The sequence below is a fragment of the Boudabousia liubingyangii genome (assembly GCF_001907245.1).
GTDB classification, from domain to species: domain Bacteria; phylum Actinomycetota; class Actinomycetes; order Actinomycetales; family Actinomycetaceae; genus Boudabousia; species Boudabousia liubingyangii.
Genome location: NZ_MQSU01000002.1, coordinates 125,049 through 143,859, shown reverse-complemented (window position 1 = coordinate 143,859; position 18,811 = coordinate 125,049). Strand labels below are relative to the sequence as shown.

The window sequence follows — 18,811 nt, the reverse complement described above, 5'->3', positions numbered from 1 at the left end:
AAAGGAGTGAGAGATGAAAACTACTCGGAAAATCATGCTGACAGGTTCTTTATTTCTACTAACCGTAAGCAGCATGTTACTTGCTCCGATTGCAAATGCACATGAACCTTCACCATCTAGAATGACCAAATATTCGTGGGTCGAGATAGAAAAACACTTCGGACCACAGGAGTGTGCGGCGCAGGTTAACCGTTGTAATCAAAAAGCGGCAGACGGGTACTACATTAAAAAGTTCCGTTGCCGTTATACCAATACGATTTTCGGCAACTGGGCGGTAGATGCATATATGCTATATCAACCCAATGAAGGCTTAGCTAAAATCTCCTCGACATATAGGAACGCTAAACCAACCTGGGCAGTCCCTTCTATTAAAGTTTGCGAATGAGTGAAACCCACTGGTGATTTTCGGTTTAGTTTATTAGTGAACAAGGTTTTGGGGTGGTACCGGTTGGTACCACCCCAAAACCTTGCCGTTTAGGTGAGAGCCTCTATTGAGGCCCCTACCCTACTGGTTTTCAGTCTTCAGACTTGCGGGTGCGAGTGCGCGGGCGACGTTCGCGGCGTTCACGACGTTCACCATCGCCACCTTCGCGGCGGGGACGACGTTCACGACGTTCCTTGCGTTCTTCGCGACCTTCACCGTCTTCGTCGCCACCCTTGCCTTCGGCCTGGGCGGCAGCTTCAGCGGCGGCCTGTTCTTCGGTTAGCACAGCGTGTAGCGAGATCTTGCCACGCTGGTCGATTTCGTTGATTTCGACCTGAATCTGCTGGCCTACCTGGACGACGTCTTCGACGTTATCTACGCGCTTACCACCGACTAGGCGACGGATCTGCGAAATGTGTAGCAGGCCGTCCTTACCGGGGGTGAGGGAGATGAATGCACCGAAGGTGGTGGTCTTTACGACGGTACCAACGAAGCGCTCGCCAACCTCAGGCATCTGCGGGTTCGCAATGGCGTTAACCATGTTGCGAGCAGCTTCTGCGCTGGGGCCGTCGGTGGCACCAATGTAGACGGTGCCGTCGTCTTCGATGGTTAGGTCGGCGCCGGTATCTTCCTGGATCTGGTTGATCATCTTGCCCTTCGGGCCAATGACTTCACCGATCTTGTCAACGGGGATGTTGACGGTGATGATACGGGGTGCGGTGGGGGCCATTTCGTCCGGGGTGTCAATGGCCTGAGCCATGACATCGAGGATGGTTAGGCGAGCATCGCGGGCCTGGCCTAGGGCGCCCTTTAGAACGTCAGAGGGGATGCCATCTAGCTTGGTGTCTAGCTGGATCGCGGTGACGAACTCACGGGTACCGGCGACCTTGAAGTCCATGTCGCCGAAGCCATCTTCGGCACCTAGGATGTCGGTGAGGGCTACGTAACGGGTTTCGCCGTCTACCTCGTCAGACATGAGGCCCATGGCGATACCAGCGACGGGGGCGCGTAGCGGCACACCGGCGTTTAGTAGAGCCAAGGTGGAGGCACAGACGGAACCCATGGAGGTGGAGCCGTTGGAGCCTAGGGCTTCAGAGACCTGACGGATAGCGTAGGGGAAGTCCTCGCGGGCCGGGATAACGGGCACTAGGGCGCGTTCTGCAAGCGCACCGTGGCCGATTTCGCGACGCTTGGGGGAACCCACGCGACCGGTTTCACCGGTGGAGTACGGCGGGAAGTTGTAGTGGTGCATGTAGCGCTTGGAGTCGATCGGGCTGAGGCCGTCCAACTGCTGTTCTAGACGCAACATGTTTAGGGTGGTGACACCTAGGATCTGGGTTTCGCCACGCTGGAACAGGGCGGAGCCGTGTACGCGGGGCACAACCTCGACCTCAGCGGAAAGCGAGCGAATGTCGCGCACGCCGCGGCCGTCCATGCGGACGCCGTCCTTGAGGACGCGCTGACGCACTAGGTGCTTGGTTAGGGAGCGGAAGGCAGCCTTGAGAGCCTTTTCGTCTTCTTCTTCCGGGAACTCTTCAGCTAGGGCTTCAAGAGCTTCATCGCGGATTTCGTCTAGCTTGGTTTCGCGAGCTAGCTTTTCGACGATGGTGAGGGCTTCGTCTAGCTTGCCAGCGCAAGCCTTTTCGATGGCCTCAAAGTGGCGCTCTTCGTAGTCGGGGAAGAGGGGGAACTCGGCGGTGGGCTTGGAAGCTAGCTTGGCAACTTCAACCTGAGCGTCGATTAGGGCGCGGATGAAGGGCTTAGCGGCTTCGAGGCCTTCAGCGACGGTTTCTTCGGTGGGCTTCTGGGCGCCTGCTTCAATCAGGTCCCAAGCGTTTTCGGTTGCTTCTGCTTCCACCATCATGATGGCGATGTCATCGGAGCCGTCGGCACGCTTGATGGCGCGGCCGGCAACGACCATGGTGAAGACTGCCTTTTCCATTTCGCTGTAGCGCGGGAAGGCAACCCACTGGCCGTCAATGAGGGCGATGCGGGTACCACCGATGGGGCCAGAGAAGGGTAGGCCGGCAATCTGGGTGGACATGGAAGCGGCGTTGATGGCTAGGACATCGTAGGCGTCATCCGGGTGGATAGCCATGATGGTAGCGACAACCTGGACCTCGTTACGTAGGCCCTTCACGAAGGAAGGACGTAGCGGGCGGTCCATTAGACGGCAAGCAAGGATTGCTTCCGTGCTGGGGCGACCTTCACGACGGAAGAAGGACGCGGGGATCTTACCGGCTGCGTACTGACGTTCTTCAACGTCAACAGTTAGCGGGAAGAAATCGAACTGGTCTTTCGGGTGCTTACCAACGGTGGTAGCGGAAAGGATCATGGTTTCATCATCCAAGTAGACCACGGCGGAGCCAGCGGCCTGACGGGCTAGTAGGCCCGTTTCAAAGCGCACTACGCGCTGTCCGAAGCGACCATTGTCAATAACGGCCTCTGCGGCAACAATTTCGGGAACCGACACGGAACCCTCCTTTTCTTTTTTCTATTCTCATCATCAAGCTGATACTACCCTCGCGGTCCCGGTCAGCTTCCCGCCGTTCGAGACCTCATATGAGTATCAGATTCATCAGTTCACTACCTTCATCACCGCTTCCGGTTTTCCTTTTGGGCTGGTGCCCGAGGGATTTTCCGAGGAAGCAGCCTCCTTTTCCGCTCGGCAGCTTTTGTGCCGTGGTGGTTTGGGAGCTGGGATCCCGCCGTAGTGAAAGCGGGAACGGCCCGAACCCTAGTGGGTTCGAGCCGTTAAGTTTATCAACCGCGAATGCCGAGCTTAGCAACCAAGGAACGGTAACGTTCGATGTCAACGTCCTTGAGGTAGCCAAGCATACGCTTACGCTGACCGACCAGTAGCATCAGGCCACGACGTGAGTGGTGATCATGGTGGTGGGTCTTGAAGTGTTCGGTTAGGTCCTTGATGCGCTGGGTTAGTAGAGCGATCTGGACTTCGGGGGAACCAGTGTCACCCGGGTGAGTGGCGTATTCAGAAACGATCTGGTTCTTAACTTCTTTTGAGAGCGGCACTGTATTCTCCTTTTTACTGCTCGTTGCACGGAGCGGCAGAGCATTTTCTTCTGCGCATGACACTACCGTGGCCGACATGACGGCAAGTGCTATCGTATCACGTTCGCCAGAAGGCTGGCAGTAGGCTCCGGGGTGAAACAGCGCACGAAAGCTCACATTTTCACCTCTCCCCTAGCCGCCGGATCAATTCCACAGCAACCGCTATCGTTCCCGCAGCAACCACTGCCCCCGAACCGAGCATGCTCGACTGGGAAATTCAGGCGGTAACGGCTGCCGGGTCAACCCGCCCAGCCACTGGTACCGAAAGGATCTGAGCGGCTTGGCGCAGGTCTTCATCCATTTGCGCTAGCAGTTCATCTAGGGAGTTGAAGACCAGCATGGGACGTAGTTTCTTCACAAAATCTACCGCCACTTCTGAACCGTAAAGGTTCAGATCGGCACGACCTAGGACGTGGGCCTCAACGGTTCGTTTCTGCCCCTCAAAGTGCGGGTTGGTCCCGACTGAGATTGCGGCCGCTAAACGTTCGACCGCATTGGAGCCGGGCACGCGACGTTCTAGCCAGCCCGCGTAAACGCCATCGCCGGGGACTTCCCCGACCATCTCGGCGTCTAGGTTAGCGGTGGGGAATCCTAGGGCGCGTCCTCGTTTGTGGCCGTGAACTACCTGGCCACGAACCCGGTGGTAGCTGCCGAGGACGTGGGCGACCTGTTCGACATTGCCTTCAGCTAGGGCATCACGCACCCAGGTTGAGGAGTAGCGACGCCCCGCCTTGGAGCACTGTTCTTCTAGGACCTGCACGGCAAAGCCGTAACGCTCCCCCAGTTCCTTTAAGGTTTCTAGGTTGCCGCTGTTATTGACACCAAAGCGCACATCTTGGCCGACGACAACGGCTTTTACGCCTAGTCCTTCGACGAAGTAGTCCTTGACGAACTCCTCGGCGGTCATGCCGGCTAGGTCCCAGTTATAGGGTTCAACTAGGACGCCATCGACCCCTAGGGCTTCCATGCCGCTTAGTCGGTCGGTCAGGGAGGTGATAAGGCGCAAGTTCTTTTCGGGCGCGTGTAGGTGTGCCGGGTGCGGGTCGAAGGTGATGACCCAGGCGGGCACATTTTCGGCTTTGGCGACGCGGATTAGTTCACTGATTAGTTCGCGGTGACCGCGGTGTAGCCCGTCAAAGATTCCAATGGTGGCGACACTTTTGAGGCCGGCGGGTAGCTCTTTGCGCTGCCGGACGATCTCCATACTGTGTGCCTTTCTGTTTATTTCAGCTTTGTGGTTCGGGGTTTCGAACTGCTTTGGGCTAGAACCGCTTTTGATGCTCTTTTTGAGCGGGACGGGTTTCGCGTGCGAAATCGATTCTAGTCGATTGGCGCCGTTCTTACCGTAGAGCACCCTGCCTAGCTCCCGATTTTCCTACTTCCATGTCCATCCCGGAAAGTACCTGCAGGGAGGGGCATTCGCCAGTCTACTTAGTTGATCGGGTCTAAGACGAGGACGGGACGGGCCTGTTTGCCGCGGTTTTCGATAAGGGCAACGATATGTCCATCCTCATCAGCGGCCGCACAGATTCCAGCCGGTTCGACGGTGGGAATGAACTGGCCGTACCTCAGAGCCTGAGCTCCCCTGCCTACTTCGACCACTGGGAAGCAGGCTTTACAAGCATCGTCAATGGGGATGACGGGTAGTCCGGGAGCGGCCGGGTCCTGGTTTTGGGCTTCAATAATTTCTGCTAGCCGAGGTAGCGTCCAGGCCTTTTCTAGGTTGAAGTCGCCGATTGCGGTTCGCCTTAGGGTACGTAGGTGCCCTGCGGTACCCAGTTTTTGGCCCAGGTCGCGGGCGAGGGCGCGCACGTAAGTGCCCGAAGAGCAGGTGACTTCAATATCGAACTCGGTTACCGGTACTAGGCTTTCCGGGGAGTCAGGCTGGAAGGGGGCCTCCAAGTTCAGGACTGGACTGGTGCGTGCATAGTGGGCGATATGGATGGGGCGGGCCGCCAGTTTTACCTCTTTGCCTTCGCGCACTAGGTCGTAGGCGCGCTGCCCATCAATCTTTAGGGCACTGACGCTGGTGGGTACCTGTTCGATATCGCCTAGGAAGGTGGCCATGGCCTGATCGATTTCCGCCTCGGTATATCTAGGGGAACCGGGATTGTCAGTTAGTTCCCCGGCAGCATCATCGGTACTACTTCCCTGTCCCAGTCGGAAGGTGGAAATATAGCTCTTTTCGCTACCTAGGATGTACTGCATGAGTTTGGTGGCCCGACCGATTCCAACGACTAGGATGCCGGTGGCGTCGGGGTCCAGCGTGCCACCGTGGCCTACCTTTTTGGTATTGGCTAGGCGGCGCACCCTTGAGACCACATCATGAGAGGTAATCCCGGTCGGTTTGTCGATCACTAACAGGCCGTCGGGCGCGGTGGTTTGCGCCCGTGGGACTGGATAGTTGACGGGCCTAGGTTCCTTAGGTGGGCGGGTGGTTTTCAGGGTTCTACCTTCACTTATTGCGCGCTAGTGGGCGGGCCTCAGAGCTTTTGAGCTTCAGAACTTTTAGCGAGGCTCTGAGCTTTTTGAGCGAGGCTCTGAGCTTTTTGAGCGAGGCTCAGAGTTCGTCTTCGTCGAAGCCTTCGAAGCCGTCGATTTCGACGTCTTCATCGGTTTCGCGGGTACGGTAGGGATCGGCGTCGCCAGCGGGCTTGGCTTCTGCTGCTAGCTTGGCGATGGCTTCATCCTGGGCCTTGGCTTGGGCTAGTTTTTCTTCTAGGCTGGCCGCGGTTTCCGGGAGGGCGTCGAGGACGAATTCTAGGGTCGGGGTGAGGCGAATACCTAGGTTCTTACCTACTTCAGAGCGGATTAGCCCCTTGGCTGAGTTAAGTGCCTTCGCAGAGTCCTTGCGGGCTTTTTCGTCACCGTAGACGGTGTAGAAGACGGTGGCGTTTTGCAGGTCACCGGTGACGCGAACGTCGGTGATGGTGACGAAGCCTAGGCGCGGGTCTTTAATGCGTCGTTCTAGTAGTTGGGCGACAGTCTGCTGGATTCGGTCAGCGATTTTACGGGCGCGTGCGGGATCTGCCATGCGTCCTCCTTAAGTTCTTTGGTTTAACCAATTAGTTTTGCTACTGGTTTCTTACTGCCCTCTAGTTTAATGGCTTTAGGTTTTTTAGGTTGGCGTAGCTGAGTTTTTCGTCTGCAAGCGTGCCACTTACGCCGTTCCTGAACGCCTTTTTCCTTAGGACTTATGCCCCATCGAGGCCTGCTACTTAGTTTTAGCGAGGTCGCTCACTACCCCATTTCCAAAATTTCCAGTTTTAAAATTTGAAAGTTCGGTTAACCTAACTTAATAATTAGAGCCATGAAACAAAAACTGCTTTTTACCGCCTTTGCCACCTGCGCACTAGCCCTAGGGGCCTGCAGCGCCGGCAACAATTGCGCTAACTCCCAAAACGATTCCCAGGGCGCAAGAACACCCACCCAAAGCACAACCTCGGAAAACCCTTCCGCAACTAACCCAGAAGGTAAGCCGGTGGTCCTTACGACCTTCACCGTCCTTGCCGATATCAGCCAAAATATTGCCGGCGACCACCTAAAGGTCGAATCCATTACCAAACCCGGCGCGGAAATCCACGACTACGAACCCACCCCCGGTGACCTAGCCCGAGCCCAGGGTGCCAAACTAATCATCGACCACGGAATGGGCCTAGAAACCTGGTTTGAGAAGTTCATCCACAACGCCAAAGTCCCCCACGTGGTGGTCTCCGAGGGCGTTACCCCCATCCCCATTGAAGGTTCCGAACACGCCAACCCACACACTTGGATGAGCCCGACCAACGTCCAAAAGTACGCCGACAACCTGGCCAAGGCCTTCAGCGAACTGGACCCGGCACACGCCGCGGACTACCGGAAGAACGCCGAAAAATACAAGGCCGAACTAGGTGAGATCAAAAAAGAACTAGACGACTCCCTAGCGAAGCTACCTGAAAATGAGCGCGTCCTATCCACCTGCGAAGGCGCTTTCTCATACCTCGCCAAGGATGCCGGCCTCAAAGAAAACTACCTGTGGCCCGTAAATAGTGAATCTGAAGTCACCGCCCAGCAGATCACCAAGGTCATCAACAACGTCAAACAGGACCAAGTCAAGGCAGTCTTCTGCGAATCGACCGTGAACCGAAAAGCCATGGACCAGGTCATCAGCGCTACCGGCACCCAGTACGGTGGCACGCTCTTTGTTGACTCGCTATCTGCCAAAGATGGTCCGGTTCCCACCTACCTTGATCTAATCCGCTACGACTCTAAGACCATTGCCGATGGTCTAAGCGGGCACCCCAACCCTGAAGCTCAGAAAGTGAAATGACCCCGCTAACTTCCCCTTCTGCTCTCTCACATAGCAATCCTTCGGTGAGCGTCCGCGACCTGTCCGTCAACTACGGGCCGGTCCGGGCACTGACCGGTGCCACTTTCGACCTCTACCCCGGTCGAGTCTGTGCCCTGGTGGGCACCAACGGGTCCGGTAAATCCACCCTGTTTAAATCCATGCTGGGAATTGTTAAAGCCCAGTCCGGACAGGTTCAGATTTTGGGACTAGACCCGGCCCAGGCGCGGAAGCAGGCGCTACTCAGTTACGTTCCCCAGTCGGAGGACGTGGACTGGTCCTTTCCCCTGCGGGTAAAAGACGTGGTCCTGATGGGACGATACCGGACTATGGGGTTTTTCCGGCGTCCCAGTTCCCAGGATCGCCAAGCGGTCGCTGAGGCCCTAGAACGCGTGGACCTCAGCGACCTTGGGGATCGCCAGATTGGGGCGCTTTCGGGTGGGCAGCGGAAACGAGCCTTCGTGGCTCGCGGACTGGCACAGGGGGCTCAGGTGCTATTCCTAGACGAGCCCTTCTCTGGGGTCGACCGTAACTCACAGGGAACTATCACCCGACTACTGAAGAGCTTGGCTCAGCAGGGAGCGACGGTCCTGGTTTCTACCCACGATCTTGAGTCGCTACCGGAACTGGCCAGCGAGGCCCTGCTGATCCAAAAACGCATCCTCATGCACGATCGAATTGAGACGGTACTTCGCCCAGAGAATCTTTCTTTGGCTTTTGGGGCCGCCGAAACTGCCCCGGATTCTGCCCCCGAAGTTGTCCCGCATTCTGCCACCGAAACTGCCCCGGATTCTGTAGCCCAAAAGGAGCTCACCAATGTTTGATCTATCTTGGCTCCTAGAACCGCTACAGTACGACTTCATGCTTCGGGCCCTGCTGGTTTCAGTCCTAGCCGCGGTGGTCTGCGGCATCCTCTCTTGCTGGCTGGTACTGATTGGGTGGTCGCTAATGGGCGATGCGGTCTCTCACGCGATCCTGCCCGGGGTGGTGCTCTCATATATTTGGGGTGTGCCCTTCGCAGTAGGGGCCACCATTTTCGCCTTCGTTGCCGTGGCGCTGATTGGCGTGGTAAAACACGAAAGCCGGGTCAAAGAAGATGCCGCCATTGGCATTACCTTCACTACCCTATTCGCCCTTGGGCTAGTGCTGATTTCAGTAACGCCCTCGCAAACTGATTTGAACCATATCGTCTTTGGAAATGTGTTAGGTGTCAGCCGCTCGGATCTAATTCAGGTAGCCGCTATTGGGGGCCTAGTCCTCACTGTCCTACTGGCAAAACGCAAGGACTTTACCCTCTACGCCTTTGACCCTATCCACGCCTATGCGCTAGGTTTACGCCCGCAGGTGCTGGGCGCACTACTCCTAGGAATGCTGGCTTTAACGGTGGTGGTGGCCCTGCAGGTGGTGGGTGTCATCCTAGTGGTAGCCATGCTGATTATTCCAGGCGCAGCCGCCCGCCTATTGACCGATAACTTCAACCGGATGCTGATTATCGCTCCCCTTTTGGGAGCTTTTAGCGCGGTGGCGGGGATCTGGATTAGCTATTTTGCCGACACCTCGGTTGGGGGCATGATTGTGCTACTTCAAGGTGGCGCTTTTGGCGTGATTTACCTAGGCACCTATCTACATCGTTTTTGGGTGCACCAGAGTCAACCGGTCCCGACACCCGTCTAGTTGCCTATCGTTTAAGTGAGACAAAGAGTTCCGAGGCGGCAGCTTGTCCCAGCGGGATTTCCGTCCCGGCTACGCGCAGGCGAATAGAGTCACTAAATGGTGCGCCTGGTTTTAGTTCCACTACGCTTCCAACGCCAACGCCGTTTTCTTCAAGATATTTAAGCATCTCTGGGTCTGAGTCCGAAATGCGTTCGACTTGTAGTTCTTTATCGTAGGGTGCTTCAAGCAGGTTAATGGCATTGGGTTGTTCTACGGTACCGTCGCGAGCTGGGATGGGGTCACCGTGGGGATCCCTAGTGGGCTTTCCTAGGTATTCGTCGATGCGGTCAACTAGGAAATCAGAGACTGCGTGTTCCAGCTCTTCAGCTTCAGCGTGGACCTGTTCCCACCCTAGGTCAAGGACCTCAACTAGGAAGGTTTCAATCAGGCGGTGTCGGCGTACCATTTGGAGTGCGTATTCGCGTCCTTCTGCGGTTAGTTCAATGGCGCCATAGCGTTCGTGTTCCAGCAGCCCCTGTTGGGTGAGGCGTTTGACCTGTTCAGAGACTGAGGAGGCTCTGAGTCCGGTGCGGGCGGCTAGTTCTTTGGTGGTGACGGGAACTCCAGACCATTCAGAAAGTGCCCAGATGATCTTCAGGAAGTTCTGTCCGCTGGTGGGGAGTTTAGATACCGACATGGAACTATTCTATAGTGTCAGTAGTGAAAAAAGTTTATTAGTGACCAATGAGGTCGTCGGCGACATCTAAGGAGCTATCTGGCTTATGAGTGAGAAAACGCTAAAAATTGCGGTGATTGGTCTGGGCGCGCGCAGCGCTTTGGCAACTAAGGCCTTGGGGCCAGAACAAAACTGTGAACTAGTGGCAGCGGTTGAGCCCTCCCCGAAAGCTAAGGAACGTTTGGCCCAGCGAATCGGTCTGGAAGTTCCGATTTTTTCTAGCGTAGAAGAGCTACGTGACATCCCCTTGGATGCGGCTTTCGTGACCAGCCCGGATGATACGCATGCTCAGGTGACGATCGAACTTTTGAATCGTGGCGTAGCGGTCTATCTAGAAAAGCCTTTGGCTATTAAGCTCGAAGACGCGACCGCCATCCTGCAGACGGCTTACCGCACTAAAACACCTCTCTACTTGGGTCATAATATGCGCCATATGCAGGTGGTTCGGGGCCTAAAGCGGATTATTGATGAGGGTCTAATCGGCCCGGTTAAAGCTATTTGGTGTCGCCATTTTGTGGGTTCGGGCGGCGATTTTTATTTCAAGGATTGGCATGCTCAACGTGAGCACGTGGGCGGTCTGCTACTGCAGAAAGCCGCGCACGATATCGATGTCATGCACTGGTTAGCTAATGGCCATGCGACCCGGGTTGTGGGCATGGGCGGGTTGACCCTCTATGGGGATTTGGAGGCTCGTGGCGGTCAGGGCGATAAGTTGATGCCAGAGTGGCATTCCCTGAAGAATTGGCCGCCTCGGACCCAAACCGGCTTGGCAGATCAGATTGATGTGGAAGACCTGTCCATGATGTTGATGGAGCTAAATAATGGAGTCTTTTGCTCTTACCAGCAATGTCATTACACACCTGATTACTGGCGTAACTACACGGTGATTGGTGAGGCCGGTCGAGCTGAAAACTTTGGTGATGGTGAAGGTGGCGTGATCCGCGTTTGGAACCAGCGTCGGTACTACTCAGCCCAGGGTGACCTAGAGTTCCCCATCGAGGGAGACGCAAATGGTCACGATGATGCGGACCAGCTGACCGTAAATGAGTTCTTGGATTTCGTTCGCTATGGCACCCCGACCGACACGAATCCTCTAGGGGCTTGGTGGGCAGTAGCTGCCGGTCTTGGGGCCACTGATTCGATCCGCCAGGGGAACCAGCCAGTGGCCATTGATGAGTTGCCCGCGGAACTATGCGAATACTTCCTGCAGGGACAACCTGGGCCTCGTTAGCCTATTAAGTCAAAGCTGGAAGCTTAGACCTGTGCGCCCAGATCCTTGGCGGCCGTGATTTCTTGCTGGGCTTTAGGGACGGGGCGATCAGCCAGCAGATGCTGGGAGATCTGTGGCCACACCCAGGTTCCGCAGTGCAGATTTGGGTCTGAGGAGGCCAGCAGGAAGGCCCCTATTCCTAGGTTTTCTGCGAACTGGGCGTCGGTAATACGATCGCCTACCATCGCGCTTCGCTCCCAGTCAATGGTGGGGTCGTCCTTTAGATGGGCAACAAGGCCGATTTCTGGCTTGCGTGTGGGCGCCCCTTGGTGCCGGTAGGTGGTGTCGATAAAGACTTCTTTAAAGGTCACTCCCTGGGAGGCGAAGATCTCTAGCATTAGTTCGTGTGGACCATTGAAGTCATCCCAGGAGTAGCGCTCCCCCAGCCCGTCCTGATTGGTTACGATCACGATGTCCCAACCAGCGGCTTGGATCTGCGATAGCGCAATGATTACTCCGGGCAGGAACCGGAGCTTGTGGTAGCTATCGATAATGTAATCCTCAGGTTCTTTAATTAGGGTGCCATCCCGGTCAACAAAAAGAATGGGACGCTTTTTTATTTTTGGTTCTACTGCACTACTTGTCTGAGCCTGAGTTTTTTGCATAGGTAGATTCTACTGCAGCGGGGTGAAGTAAACGGAGAATCTTGCATTGCGTCGGGATGCGCTGAGCGCAGCTCTCCCCCTACTCAGAGCTGCCGTTTTTATCAGCTATTTTTCACGATTGCAATGCTCTAATTACGAAATAGGAAAGATATTAAAAAACATGTAGGGACGAATTACCCAACTTAGCTCTACCTATCTTAGCCCACCCTAAAATGGCTAAATATCAACAAATATCACCTATACAAAACTCGGCTTTGACATTTGTTGTCTTTTCTTATTTGATGGATTTAAGCAATGATTCATCTGAATTACGAAAGGATCCCAACCATGATCAAACTACCTATTATCACTGACTGCTCTGCTAAGACCTGCGCTTTCAACCACGATGGCTGCGCCGCTCCGGCCACCACCATGGGTGCCGATGGCTGCGCCACCTTCATCCAGTTGGATGTTAAGGGTGGTGTCCAGGATGCTACCGCTCAGGTGGGCACCTGCCAGCGTACCGACTGCGCTCACAATGACCACCTAGAGTGCAGCGCCGGACAGGTAGAAGTGGGTGCCGATGGCGCCCAGTGCCTAACCTTCACCGCAGCCTGAGCAGGCAAGAGAACAGCTACGCAACTTCGACGCTGGGGACGCTAAATCTTTGGATTTAGCGTCCCCAGCGTTTCTCATCTTCACCAAGTTTTTACACGCGTTTAGCAAGTAGATACAGCTGACTCATGAAGCCTTCCTCGTCCAGAACTTTTACTGAAGGATTCCAAGTCTTTTGACTCATCGCGGCCATCCCTGGCCAGATTCCCCTGGTAATCTGTTCGTAGTCTTCTGTTTCGGGAGTATCACACCAGATTGCATAGGATGAGCCCAAAACACGGGCCTGAGCCACCGGAGAAGGATACTTTTCAGAGAATACCTGCGGTTCATAGTTCCGCAAGATCTCGGTAGCTTCCACATGCTTCTTGTAGGCACAGTCATCTCGATTTGAAATCACATAATAGAAGTAGCGATCTGAAACATTCAAAAGTTGATGCCCTCGTTCAAGCAGTTTTTGGGTTGATGGCATCAGCTCCGACCACTGTGTCCAGTAGGCAATCTGCATTCTTGGAGGCAGATTCATTAAGTTGGTAATGTAGAGCAGATCGGACCAAGCCCGGGTTTCAGAGAATCCTTTCAGGCGCAGATATTCGTCTATTTCACCTAGAAAATACATATACCCGTCTAAGACTTCTGCCTTAGGTCCAAGGTTTCGTTTTGCATATTCGCTTAGCTGAGGAGTTCGCTTCGCTAGTTCTTTAGGGATCCATTCCATTGGGAAGACCTCATCCCCGCCAACCATCCAAGTTTGGGTTTGTCCTATGAACAAGGAAGAGAACTCATCAATCAATTCCTTAAGGAAAGCCACCGCTACCGGATTGGAATAGTCCAGCATACGGGTCAGATATTCGCCCTCTCCGGCACGAAATTCAGGATGATTTCGCAGTAACCACCCCAGATGTCCTGGCATATCAAATGCAGGAACTATCTCCACGTGATTGTCTTGCGCATAGGCAATAATCTCCCTTGCTTCCTGCCTGCTGATATACGATTTACTTAGGATTTCTGGGTGTTTTTTAGATTCGAGCCTGAAGCCTTCGTTTTCTGAAAAATGCCACTGGAGCTGATTAATCTTTAGGGTAGCAAGTCGATCAATTTGGCGAATGAACCAACTCTTTGGAAAGTATTTCCGAGCTGCATCCACATGCAAAGAACGAATGGGATATGCTGCCCAATCCCGGATTCGGCAAGCCGGAACTTCCGGGCTTCTTAGCAGTATTTGGGTTAAGGTTTGAGCCGCATAATACCAGCCGCGCATCCTAGGGGCAGAAATCGTAAGTTGCCCATTTTGAACAGTGAGTGCGTAGGACTCGGCTTCCTTTCCGGTCGGTACCCCCGCTACAGGAGCAACTTCAAGTCGTATATCACCAGGTTGTTCTGTTCCTCCTACCGCGACTTGGAAATCTAGGCCATGATTTCGCTTCAACAAATCGGCTATTCTGATTGCTTCCTGCTGGAGTTCTGGTTTGGGTTTTGGAATCCGCACATAGGCAGGTGCTAGCGGTTTGAAACTAGCACCAGGTAGTCTCTCAATTACTTGCGGAGTGGGGATCACTGCTTCTAAAGCACTCACGGCAGTCTCCTCCCTATTGGGGAATCAGGTTGGCCCACTGCCAGAAGTTGGGCATCACGAGGGAGATTAGGAAGGCACCTAAGAATCCCAAGAATAGGCCGGTTACGATCATTGACTTGGTGGTGACCGTCCCGGTACCGTAGGCAATCGCATTTGGGGGTGTAGAGATTGGCAGGGCCATACCCATTGAGCAGGCCAGCGCGATTACCACCGCCACGGTGGCTTGATCAACGGCAATGGTAGTCCCAAGTCCAAGTGTCAACGGAACTAGTAGGTTCGCGGTGGCAGAGTTGGAAATAACGTTTGACATTAGCATGGCCAAGAGTGCCAGCACCATCAGCAGGGCCGTCACCCCTAGGTGGTCCCACCTGATTGCAGATAGTAGCCATTTATCCAAGCCAGTCGCTCCCACGCCGTTACCTAGGGCGATGCCGCCCGCTACCAGCCAGAGCACTGGCCAGGATAGGCGCTTGAGGTCCTCACCGCTCATTACCTGGGTGGCCAGCATCAGCACTACGGGGAAGAAACCAACGATATTGGAGTTAACGCCGTGCACGGATTCTGTCATCCAGAGCAGGATGGTTAGACCGGTGATTGCGTAAAAGACTAAGGCTGGGGCCGAACGATCAAAATCTGGGACGATATCCAGTGACATTCTGGTGTTCGCCGAGATACCGAATACACAGAGCATCAGCCAAGCAACTACCAGCAAGATACTCAATAGTGGTAGGGCCATCATCATCCACTGCCCAAAAGTCAAGATAATGCCCTGTTGGGCTAGGGCTCCAATGGCAATCGCATTGGGTGGACTACCCACCGGGGTGCCAATTCCGCCAATATTGGCGGCGATAGGAATCGACAGGGCCAAAGCGGAACGCTCCCGGCGGGTGGGTAGTTTCTTAATGATGGGTAGGGCCATGGCAAACATGGTGGCGGTCGTAGCCGTATTCGACATGAACATCGATAGCAGCGCGGTGATCAGCATGATCCCCAATGTCGTTAAGCGCCCAGAGCCGCCGAAGGGCTTAAGTAAGAGTGCCGCTAGGTTTCGATCCAGGCCGTATTTGGCGGCACCATCGGCGATCAGAAAGCCCCCTAGGAACAGGATGAGTACCGGGTTTGCTAGCGAAGCGAAATAGGTGGCTGCCGGTACTGCGTGCTCCCCTACGGGGACAATCGCCTGTTGTGAGACTAGGGTGACTTCAAGGAAGATGACTCCCACGGCGGTGGCCGTTAACGGGATGGCTTCGGTTACCCACAGGCAGATCGCTGCTAAAAAGATTCCCAGCATTCTTTGCCCCATGGGATCTAGGCCAGCGATGGGTATTACCATCGGCAGGATCAGCAGGATTGCTCCTAACGCTAATCCCACCCACTGGCTTTTGGTCTTTTTAGGGAATGTGAATGCCGTTTCTGACACCTATATGCAGTCCTCAAAATGAACTAGCTACCCGTCATCCGCCTTTGGATGAACCCTTAAGGTAGTTGAAAGTGTGACTTTCAAAGCAATTCAATTCTAGCTAGCAAAAGTAATGCCGGCAACCTCCATTGGAGGCCGCCGGCATTATTTTCCGCGTGCTAGGTTTTCACTCAGTCACGAGCTTTTTCGCGCATTTCCCAAGTCTCAATGACGTCGCCTTCGGCAATGTCCTTGATTCCCAGGCCGATACCACATTCGAAGCCTTCACGGACCTCGGTGACATCGTCTTTTTCGCGGCGAAGCGACTCGATCTTAAGATCATCAGCCACAACCACACCGTCACGAACCAATCGCGCCGAGGTACCACGCTTGATGGTACCGGAGCGGATGATCGAACCGGCGATGTTGCCAAACTTGGAGGAACGGAAGACCTGGCGGATTTCGGCCGTACCAAGTTCCACTTCCTCGTAAATCGGCTTAAGCATACCCTTCATGGCGTTTTCTACGTCCTCGAGGGCATTGTAGATAACCGAGTAGTACTTGATTTCGACGCCTTCACGGTCAGCGAGCTCTCCCACTCGCTCAGCCGGTCGGACGTTGAAGCCTAGGATAATAGCGTTGTCGACGGTAGCCAGGTTGACGTCGTTCTGGGTGATTGCACCCACGCCACGGTGAATAATCCGCAGCTGAACTTCCTCGCCCACATCGATCTTCAGCAGTGAGTCTTCTAGCGCTTCCACAGCACCAGAAACGTCACCCTTGATGATGAGGTTAAGGGTATCAACCTTGCCCTGCTTGAGAGCATCGTCGAAGTTTTCCAAGCTAATGCGCTTGCGGCGCTTAGCCAACTGAGCGGCACGTTCAGCAGCCGAACGCTTATCAGCGATCTGGCGTGCCGTACGGTCATCAGAAGCGATGAGGAAGCTGTCACCAGCGCGCGGAACCGAGGTCAAACCAAGGACCTGCACCGGACGTGACGGGCCAGCGGCCTCTACAGAGTTGCCGTGCTCATCGAACATGGCACGGACACGACCGTAGGCGGTACCGGCAACCATGGAGTCGCCGACGCGTAGGGTACCGCGTTCAACCAAGGCGGTAACCACGGAGCCGCGACCCTTATCGAGGTTCGCTTCAATGGCCACACCACGGGCTTCCGAATCGGGGTTAGCGCGAAGGTCTAGGGCGGCATCGGCAGTTAGCAGGACAGCTTCGAGCAGCTTATCAATGCCCTGACGCTGCTTAGCAGAAACGTCAACGAACATGACGTCGCCGCCGTATTCTTCTGCCACCAGGTTGTATTCGGTGAGCTGGGCGCGGATCTTATCCGGGTTAGCTTCCGGCTTATCAACCTTGTTAACCGCAACCACGATCGGCACGTCAGCAGACTGGGCGTGGTTAATAGCTTCCACGGTCTGCGGCATGACACCGTCATCAGCTGCGACCACTAGGATCGCAATGTCAGTGACCTTCGCACCACGGGCACGCATAGCGGTGAAGGCTTCGTGACCAGGGGTATCGATGAAGGTGATGGCGCGGTTTTCGCCCTCGTGGTTCACGCGCACCTGGTAAGCACCAATGTGCTGGGTGATGCCGCCGGATTCGCCGGCTACCACGTCAGTATGACGAACTGCGTCCAGAAGCTTGGTCTTACCGTGGTCAACGTGACCCATAACGGTAACGACCGGAGGACGAGGCATGAGGTCCTTATCGTCCAGTTCCGCTTCTTCAGCTTCTAGGTCGATGTCGAAGGATTCTAGTAGTTCGCGGTCTTCGTCTTCCGGAGAGACAACCTGAACGTCGTAGCCTAGTTCGACGCCAAGGGCTTCGAAGGTGTCCTGGTCTAGGGACTGGGTGGCCGTAGCCATCTCGCCTAGGGACATGAGGACGGTAACTAGCGCTGCGGGGTTGACGTTGATCTTTTCCGCAAAGTCCGCCAAGGAGGCACCAGAGCGAATCCGGATCGGGGTGGAACCGTCACCGCGAGGAACAGAAACGCCACCGATTAGCGGAGCGGACTGTTGCTCGAACTCTTGACGCTTAGCGCGCTTCGACTTCTTGCCCTTGCGCGGGCCGCCGGAACGACCAAAAGCACCCTGGGTAGAGCCACGGCCGCCACGGCCGGGGCCACCACCAAAGCCGCCACCAGCGGGTCCGCCGCCGAAGCCGCCACCGCCGCCGGGGCGGGAGCCGCGACCGCGACCGCCACCACGACCGTTAGTGGTCGGTGCGTCTGCTTCAGCACGAGGCGCGGCACTCTGGCCGGGCATCATATTCGGGTTGGGGCGTGAGCCACCGCGTCCGCCGCGTCCACCGCGAGGAGCCGGTGCGCCACCTTCAGCATTCTTAGCGCCGTTACGGCCGCCACCGCCACCAGGACGGGGGCCGGGACGAGCACCACCGGAACCACCCGGACGAGGCATACCCTGCTGCGGAGAGAAGGGGTTATTACCAGGACGGGGGCCGGGACGAGCGCCACCGGAACCACCCGGACGAGGCATACCTTCACCGGGCTTGGCGCCGGTGTTGCCACCACGGGCAGCGGGCTTAGGCTTGGGACCAGTCTGCGGCTTGGGGGCGTTGCCGGTAGCGGCGCTCTTACGAGCCGGCGCGGCCGGCTTAGGAGCCGAGGCGGGCTTAGGGGCATTGCCGGTCGGAGCAGCAGGTGCTGCCGGGGCGGCCTCAGACTTCTTTTCTGCCGCAGCCTTGGGTGCCTTGGGGGCAGCCGGCTTCTTAGCGGCAGGTTTCGGGGTCGCAGCCTTTTCCTTATCGCCACTCTTAGCGGCGGTAGACTTGGCAGCGGGCTTCTTAGCTGCACTCTTCTGGGGCTTTGCGGCCTCTTCAGATTTTGCGGCCGGCTTTTCCGCCTGGACCTTTTCCCGAATCCGTCGGGCGACGGGCTCTTCAATACTAGAAGAGGCTGATTTTACGAACTCACCGTTCGTACGTAAGACTTCAAGCAGTTCTTTACTGCTAATACCGAGCTCTTTGGCGAGCTCGTGAACACGCAACTTTGCCACGTTTCTCCTGTTCTGGGGCCCACCCCGAACAGGGCAGGCGGTTTACTCTTGCTGGCAGCTCATGGCTGGGTACTCATCGGGTGCCCATCAGCTTCCAACCCGCTTTCTTCTGCTACGCAG

At 55.6% G+C, this 18,811-nt stretch carries 16 protein-coding genes; 6 read left to right on the top strand and 10 right to left on the bottom strand.

Annotated features, from left to right (window positions below):
• The first annotated feature begins 13 nt into the window (after positions 1-13).
• The gene (locus BSR28_RS03135; protein WP_073708918.1) at positions 14-385 is read left to right on the top strand and encodes a hypothetical protein; all 372 of its coding nucleotides are present in this window, start codon (positions 14-16) and stop codon (positions 383-385) included.
• A gap of 130 nt (positions 386-515) precedes the next feature.
• On the opposite strand, the gene BSR28_RS03130 is transcribed toward BSR28_RS03135, so the two are convergent.
• The 5 genes from BSR28_RS03130 to rbfA form a co-directional block, all read right to left on the bottom strand.
• Positions 516-2,897: a polyribonucleotide nucleotidyltransferase gene (locus BSR28_RS03130; protein ID WP_073708917.1), complete on the bottom strand. Its 2,382-nt coding sequence runs from the start codon at positions 2,895-2,897 to the stop codon at positions 516-518.
• Between the two features lie 290 nt (positions 2,898-3,187).
• Positions 3,188-3,457 carry a 30S ribosomal protein S15 gene (rpsO, locus tag BSR28_RS03125; RefSeq protein ID WP_073708916.1) on the bottom strand — a complete coding sequence of 90 codons (270 nt, stop codon included), beginning with the start codon at positions 3,455-3,457 and terminating at the stop codon, positions 3,188-3,190.
• A 256-nt stretch (positions 3,458-3,713) separates the two neighbouring features.
• Positions 3,714-4,700 (bottom strand): bifunctional riboflavin kinase/FAD synthetase, encoded by a 987-nt coding sequence (locus BSR28_RS03120; protein WP_073708915.1) that lies wholly within the window; start codon positions 4,698-4,700, stop codon positions 3,714-3,716.
• Positions 4,701-4,927: 227 nt separating this feature from the next.
• Positions 4,928-5,854, bottom strand: a complete 927-nt coding sequence (truB, locus tag BSR28_RS03115; protein WP_198928926.1) for a tRNA pseudouridine(55) synthase TruB — start codon at positions 5,852-5,854, stop codon at positions 4,928-4,930.
• 202 nt (positions 5,855-6,056) lie between these two features.
• A complete protein-coding gene (gene rbfA, locus BSR28_RS03110) occupies positions 6,057-6,530 on the bottom strand; it encodes a 30S ribosome-binding factor RbfA (protein WP_073713329.1) in 474 nt (157 codons plus the stop codon).
• A gap of 276 nt (positions 6,531-6,806) precedes the next feature.
• On the opposite strand from rbfA, the gene BSR28_RS03105 reads away from it, so the two are divergent.
• Genes BSR28_RS03105 through BSR28_RS03095 form a run of 3 tightly spaced genes read left to right on the top strand, consistent with a single transcriptional unit; the run spans position 6,807 to position 9,497 of the window.
• On the top strand, positions 6,807-7,805 hold the full coding sequence (locus tag BSR28_RS03105; RefSeq protein WP_073713328.1) for a metal ABC transporter substrate-binding protein: 999 nt from the start codon (positions 6,807-6,809) through the stop codon (positions 7,803-7,805).
• Positions 7,802-8,647 (top strand): metal ABC transporter ATP-binding protein, encoded by an 846-nt coding sequence (locus tag BSR28_RS03100; protein ID WP_073713327.1) that lies wholly within the window; start codon positions 7,802-7,804, stop codon positions 8,645-8,647. The genes BSR28_RS03105 and BSR28_RS03100 overlap by 4 nt, the downstream gene beginning before the upstream one ends.
• Positions 8,640-9,497 (top strand): metal ABC transporter permease, encoded by an 858-nt coding sequence (locus BSR28_RS03095; protein ID WP_073708910.1) that lies wholly within the window; start codon positions 8,640-8,642, stop codon positions 9,495-9,497. Before BSR28_RS03100 ends, BSR28_RS03095 begins: the two co-directional genes overlap by 8 nt.
• Before the next feature lie 4 nt (positions 9,498-9,501).
• Here BSR28_RS03095 and BSR28_RS03090 read toward each other — a convergent pair whose 3' ends face one another.
• Entirely contained in the window at positions 9,502-10,173 is a 672-nt protein-coding gene (locus BSR28_RS03090; RefSeq protein WP_073713326.1) for a metal-dependent transcriptional regulator, read from the bottom strand.
• A gap of 85 nt (positions 10,174-10,258) precedes the next feature.
• On the opposite strand from BSR28_RS03090, the gene BSR28_RS03085 reads away from it, so the two are divergent.
• A complete protein-coding gene (locus tag BSR28_RS03085; protein WP_073713325.1) occupies positions 10,259-11,443 on the top strand; it encodes a Gfo/Idh/MocA family protein in 1,185 nt (394 codons plus the stop codon).
• Between the two features lie 23 nt (positions 11,444-11,466).
• Here BSR28_RS03085 and hisB read toward each other — a convergent pair whose 3' ends face one another.
• Positions 11,467-12,087 (bottom strand): histidinol-phosphatase, encoded by a 621-nt coding sequence (gene hisB, locus BSR28_RS03080; RefSeq protein ID WP_073713324.1) that lies wholly within the window; start codon positions 12,085-12,087, stop codon positions 11,467-11,469.
• Positions 12,088-12,414: 327 nt separating this feature from the next.
• Here hisB and BSR28_RS03075 point away from each other — a divergent pair, with 327 nt between their 5' ends.
• Positions 12,415-12,684, top strand: a complete 270-nt coding sequence (locus BSR28_RS03075) for a DUF1540 domain-containing protein (RefSeq protein WP_073708906.1) — start codon at positions 12,415-12,417, stop codon at positions 12,682-12,684.
• Positions 12,685-12,775: 91 nt separating this feature from the next.
• Here the strand turns inward: BSR28_RS03075 and BSR28_RS03070 are convergent, their stop codons facing one another.
• The 3 genes from BSR28_RS03070 to infB all read right to left on the bottom strand — a co-directional run bounded on the left by BSR28_RS03070 (position 12,776) and on the right by infB (position 18,691).
• Positions 12,776-14,254 (bottom strand): beta-N-acetylhexosaminidase, encoded by a 1,479-nt coding sequence (locus BSR28_RS03070; RefSeq protein WP_073713323.1) that lies wholly within the window; start codon positions 14,252-14,254, stop codon positions 12,776-12,778.
• Between the two features lie 13 nt (positions 14,255-14,267).
• Positions 14,268-15,626, bottom strand: a complete 1,359-nt coding sequence (locus BSR28_RS03065) for an SLC13 family permease (RefSeq protein WP_233120599.1) — start codon at positions 15,624-15,626, stop codon at positions 14,268-14,270.
• Between the two features lie 218 nt (positions 15,627-15,844).
• A complete protein-coding gene (gene infB, locus BSR28_RS03060) occupies positions 15,845-18,691 on the bottom strand; it encodes a translation initiation factor IF-2 (RefSeq protein ID WP_073713321.1) in 2,847 nt (948 codons plus the stop codon).
• Between the last annotated feature and the right edge of the window lie 120 nt (positions 18,692-18,811).

Excerpts from the sequence above, each read along its gene's own strand:
- BSR28_RS03120 (WP_073708915.1), bottom strand. The coding sequence starts at position 4,700 with ATGGAGATCGTCCGGCAGCGCAAAGAGCTACCCGCCGGCCTCAAAAGT.
- BSR28_RS03075 (WP_073708906.1), top strand. The coding sequence starts at position 12,415 with ATGATCAAACTACCTATTATCACTGACTGCTCTGCTAAGACCTGCGCT.
- BSR28_RS03105 (WP_073713328.1), top strand. The coding sequence starts at position 6,807 with ATGAAACAAAAACTGCTTTTTACCGCCTTTGCCACCTGCGCACTAGCC.
- BSR28_RS03085 (WP_073713325.1), top strand. The coding sequence starts at position 10,259 with ATGAGTGAGAAAACGCTAAAAATTGCGGTGATTGGTCTGGGCGCGCGC.
- hisB (WP_073713324.1), bottom strand. The coding sequence starts at position 12,087 with ATGCAAAAAACTCAGGCTCAGACAAGTAGTGCAGTAGAACCAAAAATA.
- BSR28_RS03100 (WP_073713327.1), top strand. The coding sequence starts at position 7,802 with ATGACCCCGCTAACTTCCCCTTCTGCTCTCTCACATAGCAATCCTTCG.
- BSR28_RS03135 (WP_073708918.1), top strand. The coding sequence starts at position 14 with ATGAAAACTACTCGGAAAATCATGCTGACAGGTTCTTTATTTCTACTA.
- rbfA (WP_073713329.1), bottom strand. The coding sequence starts at position 6,530 with ATGGCAGATCCCGCACGCGCCCGTAAAATCGCTGACCGAATCCAGCAG.
- BSR28_RS03095 (WP_073708910.1), top strand. The coding sequence starts at position 8,640 with ATGTTTGATCTATCTTGGCTCCTAGAACCGCTACAGTACGACTTCATG.
- BSR28_RS03090 (WP_073713326.1), bottom strand. The coding sequence starts at position 10,173 with ATGTCGGTATCTAAACTCCCCACCAGCGGACAGAACTTCCTGAAGATC.